The following is a 4,547-nucleotide window of genomic DNA, read 5'->3' as shown; positions in this document are numbered from 1 at the left end:
CGTCGGCCTTCGCGGGCCGCTCACCGTGTCCCGCCGGTATCGACTCGGGCTTCGCCGGGACCTCCGCGGGTGCGTCCGCCGGCGCGTCCGGCGCCTCCGCGGCCGTCCGGTCCCGCCGCTCCAGCACCCTGCGCAGCACCGGCCGCACCAACTCGCCCGCGAGCAACCCCAGCACCAGATACATCGACAGCGCCAGCCACAGGAATCCGGGCCAGGCCAGTACCTGCTGGAGCCAGAAGGGAGCACCGGCCCGTCCCGCCACCATCGCGCCGACGGCCAGCGCCCAGCCCCCGGCGATCAGCACCGCACCCGCACGGCGCACCGCGCCCGGGCCCCGCGTGGTGTCCCGGAACAGACGCCGCCAGACATACCGGTTGCCCGTGACCAGGACGGCCAGTACAAGCAGCGCGATGAGTACCAAAACGATGGCCACGGTGCGGAGATCCCCTGCCTTGCGCTACGACGTCGTCCGTGACGTCCGGCTCAGTGCGCGCAGTCCGCGCAACCCGATGCCCCCGATGACCGTCCCCCATACGAAAGAAACGACGGCGAGCGTCAGATGAACGAAGAAGTACGCCGTGGGATTCCCGTCCTCGAACGCGAGACCGCTGCCGTCCTTGACCAGGTTCCTGACGAAAGTGACCCAGATGATCCAGCTCCACACCCCGAAGGCGAGCAGGAACCAGGAGACGGGGCGGCTGAGTTTCACCGAGACAGACCTTTCATCGCAGCACCGGGCCCCCACGGCCGGCCGGGGGTCCGGGGGATGTCCCCCGGATGAGCACGGCATGCGTCCAGTATCACCGGCCCGTGTCCGGTTCCCTGCCGGGGGTGGGGACCGGGGCGGGACATCCTCAGGTGTGGCATGTACGTTTCCGACCGTGCCCGCACCCGAATACACCGTCCGGCCCTGGCTGTTGGTTGCCGCCACGGTCCTGCTGTCCACCGCGCTGACCGCGCCCGCCGCCGTGGCGGCCCCCACGCCCTCGACCACGCCCTCGACCACGCCGTCGGCCACGCCCCCGGCGAACATGTCGACGGTGGGCGGCGCCCGGCTCGGGCAGCCCGGCACGCAGGTCAATCTCGCGCCCGGAGTGCCCGTACTGCCCAAGGACCTGTCGGCCCGGTCCTGGATCGTCGCCGACGCCGAGTCCGGCGAGGTGCTCGCCGCGCACAACGCGCACTGGCGGCTGGCCCCGGCCAGCACCCTGAAGATGCTGTTCGCCGACACGCTGCTGCCGAAGTGGCCCGGGACGACGCGGCACAGGGTGGAGGTCTCCGACCTGGCCGGTATCGGGTCCGGTTCCAGCATGGTCGGGATCAAGGAGGAGGAGACCTACACGGTCCACGACCTGTGGCTGGGTGTCTTCCTCCGCTCCGGCAACGACGCGGTGCATGTGCTGTCGGCGATGAACGGCGGGGTGAAGAACACCGTCGAGGAGATGAACGAGCACGCCGAGGAGCTCCAGGCCCTCGACACGCACGCCGTCAGCCCGGACGGCTACGACGCCGAGGGACAGGTGTCGTCCGCGTACGACCTGACGCTGATCGCCCGCTCGGGGCTGCAGAAGAAGGACTTCCGGGAGTACGCCTCGACGGTGCGGGCCAAGTTCCCGGGGGAGACGAAGAAGAACAAGAAGGGCAAGAAGGTCCGCGGGACCTTCGAGATCCAGAACACCAACCGGCTGCTGAGCGGTGACACCGACGTGCCCGTCTACCAGGGCATAGCGGGCGTGAAGAACGGCAACACCACCAACGCAGGCGCCACCTTCACCGGTGTCGCCGAGCAGCGGGGCAAGGTGCTGCTGGTGACCGTGATGAACCCGCAGAAGGACGAGTCCAACGAGGTCTACAAGGAGACCGCGCGGCTCTTCGACTGGGGCTTCAAGGCGGCCGGAAAGGTCGAGCCGGTGGGCGAACTGGTGCCGCCGAAGAGCGCCGCCGTGGCCGGCGCCCGGCCGGGTCCGTCCGCCTCCCCCGGTGAGGCCGGGGGCGCCGGGGCCGGAGCCGGCTCGAAGCCGGTCGCCGGTGCCGCGGCGAGCAGCGCCACGGACGGCATGGGAACCGCGCTGGGCATCATCGGCGGGGTGCTGGTGGCGCTCGCGGGCGGTGCGTTCCTGGTCAACCGGCGCTGGCCGCTGCCGGACCTGGTGCGCCGCCACTCGCGTCCGTGACCCCGTCCGTCCCGTCCGCCTCCGCCTCGTCCGTCTCCTCCCGCCCGCTCCGCGTCGCCGTCCAGGCGGCGCAGAACAGGACCACCTTCATGGTGAAGTTGATCCACAGCAGCAGGGCGACGGGAACGCCGAACGCGCCGTACATGCTCTTCGCGGCCACGCCCTGCACATAGCCGCTGAGGAGCAGCTTCAGCAGTTCGAGGGCGACCGCCCCGGTGAGTGCGGCGACGATCAGCCGGTGCCGGGTGGGTTCGACGCCGGGGAGCAGGGTGAGGACGTAGAGCAGGAGCAGGAAGTCGGCTCCCACGGCGACGGCGAACGCCGCCACGTGCAGCACGATCCCGCCCCAGCCGCCCTTCTCCAGTCCGATGGCGTCGCTGATCCGGCCGATCAGCGCGGAGGCGATGGCGGAGGCGGCGAGGGTGGTCAGGAGCGCGCCGCCGAGCCCGACCAGGATGCCCGCGTCCTTGCCCTTGCGCAGCAGCGGGTTCTCCTCCTCCTCGGGCAGTTCCCACACCGCGCGGAGGCAGTCCCGCATGGCACCGGCCCAGCTGATGCCGGTGAACAGCAGGGCGGCACCGGCGATCAGGCCGACGGCGCCGGCGTTCTGCACCAGGTCCCCGATCTGGTCGGAGATGCCGGGCACCTGGTCGGCGATCTTGTCCTGGAGGGCGTCCTGCCCGCCCTGGCCGAGTGTGGCGGCACCGATCGCGGCGGCCACGGTGAGCAGTGGGAACAGCGCGACGAAACTGCGGAACGTCATCGCCGCGGCCAGCCGTGTCCAGTGCACGCGGTCCAGCCGCTCGTACGAACGCCACGCGTGGGTGCGCATCAGCCGCGTCAGATACGGCCCCACGCCCGGGAGCCTTTTCAGCCAGTCCATGAGGCGACTCTGCCCGCATCCCGGAAGACCAATGTCCTGGTGCCCCAGAACCGGACACAGGTGGCCAGCGCCATCCCGATCACCGCGCCGGAAACGGTGTCCGCGCGCGCCGAGGTGAGACCCAGCCCGTAGTGGCTGACGGCCAGGCAGAGCAGCTGTACGGCGGCGCCCGCGAGGTTGACCGCGAAGAACATCGCGCAGGGGCGCGCGCCGCGCACACGTGTGCCGCGATAGGTGCCGTGCGTGTTGCCGGCGTAGGCGACCGCGCAGCCCGCGACGAAGGAGAGGGCCTTGGCGGTGAGCGGGCCGAGCCCGCCCGGGCCGCGCAGGCAGACGAAGAGGGCGAGGTCGACGGCGTAGGCGAGCAGACCCACGGTGGCGAAACCGAGCAGCTCCCGCCGGTGCCGGAGCAGGCGGTCTCTCACCAGTCCGCCACCGCCGCGGCGTACATCGCCAGCCACACCACGCCGATGAGGGCGAGGGCGCGGTCGCCCAGTACCACGTCCTCGGGCTCCCCGGCGGTCCCCCGGTCGGCGAACACGGCGTACCGGAGGACGGCGAGGACGAAGGCGACCACGGACAGCTGCCGCCAGGGCAGCACGCTGGTGTGCGGCACCCCGCCCTCCTCCAGGGCCCACAGGCAGTAGCCGAGGACGGCGACACCGGCGGCGAGCTGCCAGACGAAGCGGAGGTAGCCGGTGGTGTACTCGGTGAGCAGCGCACGCGTGGCGCCCGCCTTCCCGGCCGTCTGCACGGCCTCCGAGTACCGCTTGGCGGCCACCATGAACAGCGCGCCGAACCCGGTGGTGATGAGGAACCAGCGCGACAGCGGGATGCCGAGGGCGAGCCCGCCGATCACCGCGCGCATCACGAAACCGGTGGTGACGACGGCGAGGTCGACGACGAGAACGTGCTTGAGGCTGACGCAGTACGCCAGTTGCATGGCGAGGTACGCGGTCAGCAGTACGGTGACCTCCGGCGGGCACAGCCGGGCAGCGACGGCCGGCGCGAGGACGCCGAGGGTGATTCCGGCGGCGTAGGCGGCCGGTACGGGGACCTGGCCGGCGGCGACCGGGCGGCGGCACTTGGTGGGGTGCGCGCGGTCGGCCTCGGCGTCGCGCGCGTCGTTGACGAGGTAGACCGCGGCGGCGCAGGCGGTGAACAGGACGAAGACCAGGGCGAGCCGGGCCGGCGCGCCGGCGGAGAACAGGTCGCCGGCGGCGGCCGGGGCGGCGATCACCAGGACGTTCTTGACCCACTGCTTGGGGCGGGCGGTTCTGAGCAGGCCGACGAGGAGGCCGCCCCGGTCGGGCGGTGCGGCCTGCCGGCGGTCGGAGCGCTCGCCCAGGAGGGTCACGCGGGGTCTCCCTTCATCCAGCGGGCGCCGAGCCGGGCCGTGAGCGCCCCGAGGGCGGCACCGGCCGCCACGTCCGAGGGGTAGTGGACACCGGCCACCAGACGCGAGACGCACACGGCGGCGGCCAGCGGTG

At 72.0% G+C, this 4,547-nt stretch carries 6 protein-coding genes and 1 pseudogene; 1 reads left to right on the top strand and 6 read right to left on the bottom strand.

All coding sequences use genetic code 11. From position 1 onward, the window contains the following. Both B9S61_RS06945 and B9S61_RS06940 read right to left on the bottom strand, forming a co-directional pair. A pseudogene (locus B9S61_RS06945) lies at positions 1–433 on the bottom strand (metallophosphoesterase); the annotation flags it as partial. Between the two features lie 24 nt (positions 434–457). After that, a complete protein-coding gene (locus B9S61_RS06940; protein ID WP_103541454.1) occupies positions 458–709 on the bottom strand; it encodes an SCO4848 family membrane protein in 252 nt (83 codons plus the stop codon). Positions 710–881: 172 nt separating this feature from the next. Between B9S61_RS06940 and B9S61_RS06935 the strand changes: the two genes are divergently transcribed. After that, a complete protein-coding gene (locus B9S61_RS06935) occupies positions 882–2,174 on the top strand; it encodes a D-alanyl-D-alanine carboxypeptidase family protein (RefSeq protein ID WP_103541453.1) in 1,293 nt (430 codons plus the stop codon). Here the strand turns inward: B9S61_RS06935 and B9S61_RS06930 are convergent. From B9S61_RS06930 to B9S61_RS06915, 4 genes are all read right to left on the bottom strand, one after another. Next, positions 2,122–3,057, bottom strand: a complete 936-nt coding sequence (locus B9S61_RS06930) for a YihY/virulence factor BrkB family protein (RefSeq protein ID WP_103541452.1) — start codon at positions 3,055–3,057, stop codon at positions 2,122–2,124. The genes B9S61_RS06935 and B9S61_RS06930 overlap by 53 nt on opposite strands. Continuing rightward, positions 3,045–3,482 (bottom strand): GtrA family protein, encoded by a 438-nt coding sequence (locus tag B9S61_RS06925; RefSeq protein ID WP_181007280.1) that lies wholly within the window; start codon positions 3,480–3,482, stop codon positions 3,045–3,047. Before B9S61_RS06925 ends, B9S61_RS06930 begins: the two co-directional genes overlap by 13 nt. Next, positions 3,479–4,414: a decaprenyl-phosphate phosphoribosyltransferase gene (locus B9S61_RS06920; RefSeq protein ID WP_103541451.1), complete on the bottom strand. Its 936-nt coding sequence runs from the start codon at positions 4,412–4,414 to the stop codon at positions 3,479–3,481. Before B9S61_RS06920 ends, B9S61_RS06925 begins: the two co-directional genes overlap by 4 nt. Then, positions 4,411–4,547: phosphatase PAP2 family protein (locus tag B9S61_RS06915; protein WP_146064739.1), on the bottom strand; the 137-nt coding region annotated here is incomplete at its 5' end. The genes B9S61_RS06920 and B9S61_RS06915, both read right to left, overlap by 4 nt.

Origin of the sequence: Streptomyces sp. SM1, from assembly GCF_002910825.1 — a bacterium.
Taxonomy (GTDB): Bacteria; Actinomycetota; Actinomycetes; order Streptomycetales; family Streptomycetaceae; genus Streptomyces; species Streptomyces okerensis.
Note: the sequence above shows the minus strand (reverse complement) of the source record. Positions and strands in the feature narration are given on the sequence as shown.

Bases quoted from the DNA above. Each gene is read 5' to 3' on its own strand.
- B9S61_RS06930 (WP_103541452.1), bottom strand. From the start codon at position 3,057: ATGGACTGGCTGAAAAGGCTCCCGGGCGTGGGGCCGTATCTGACGCGG.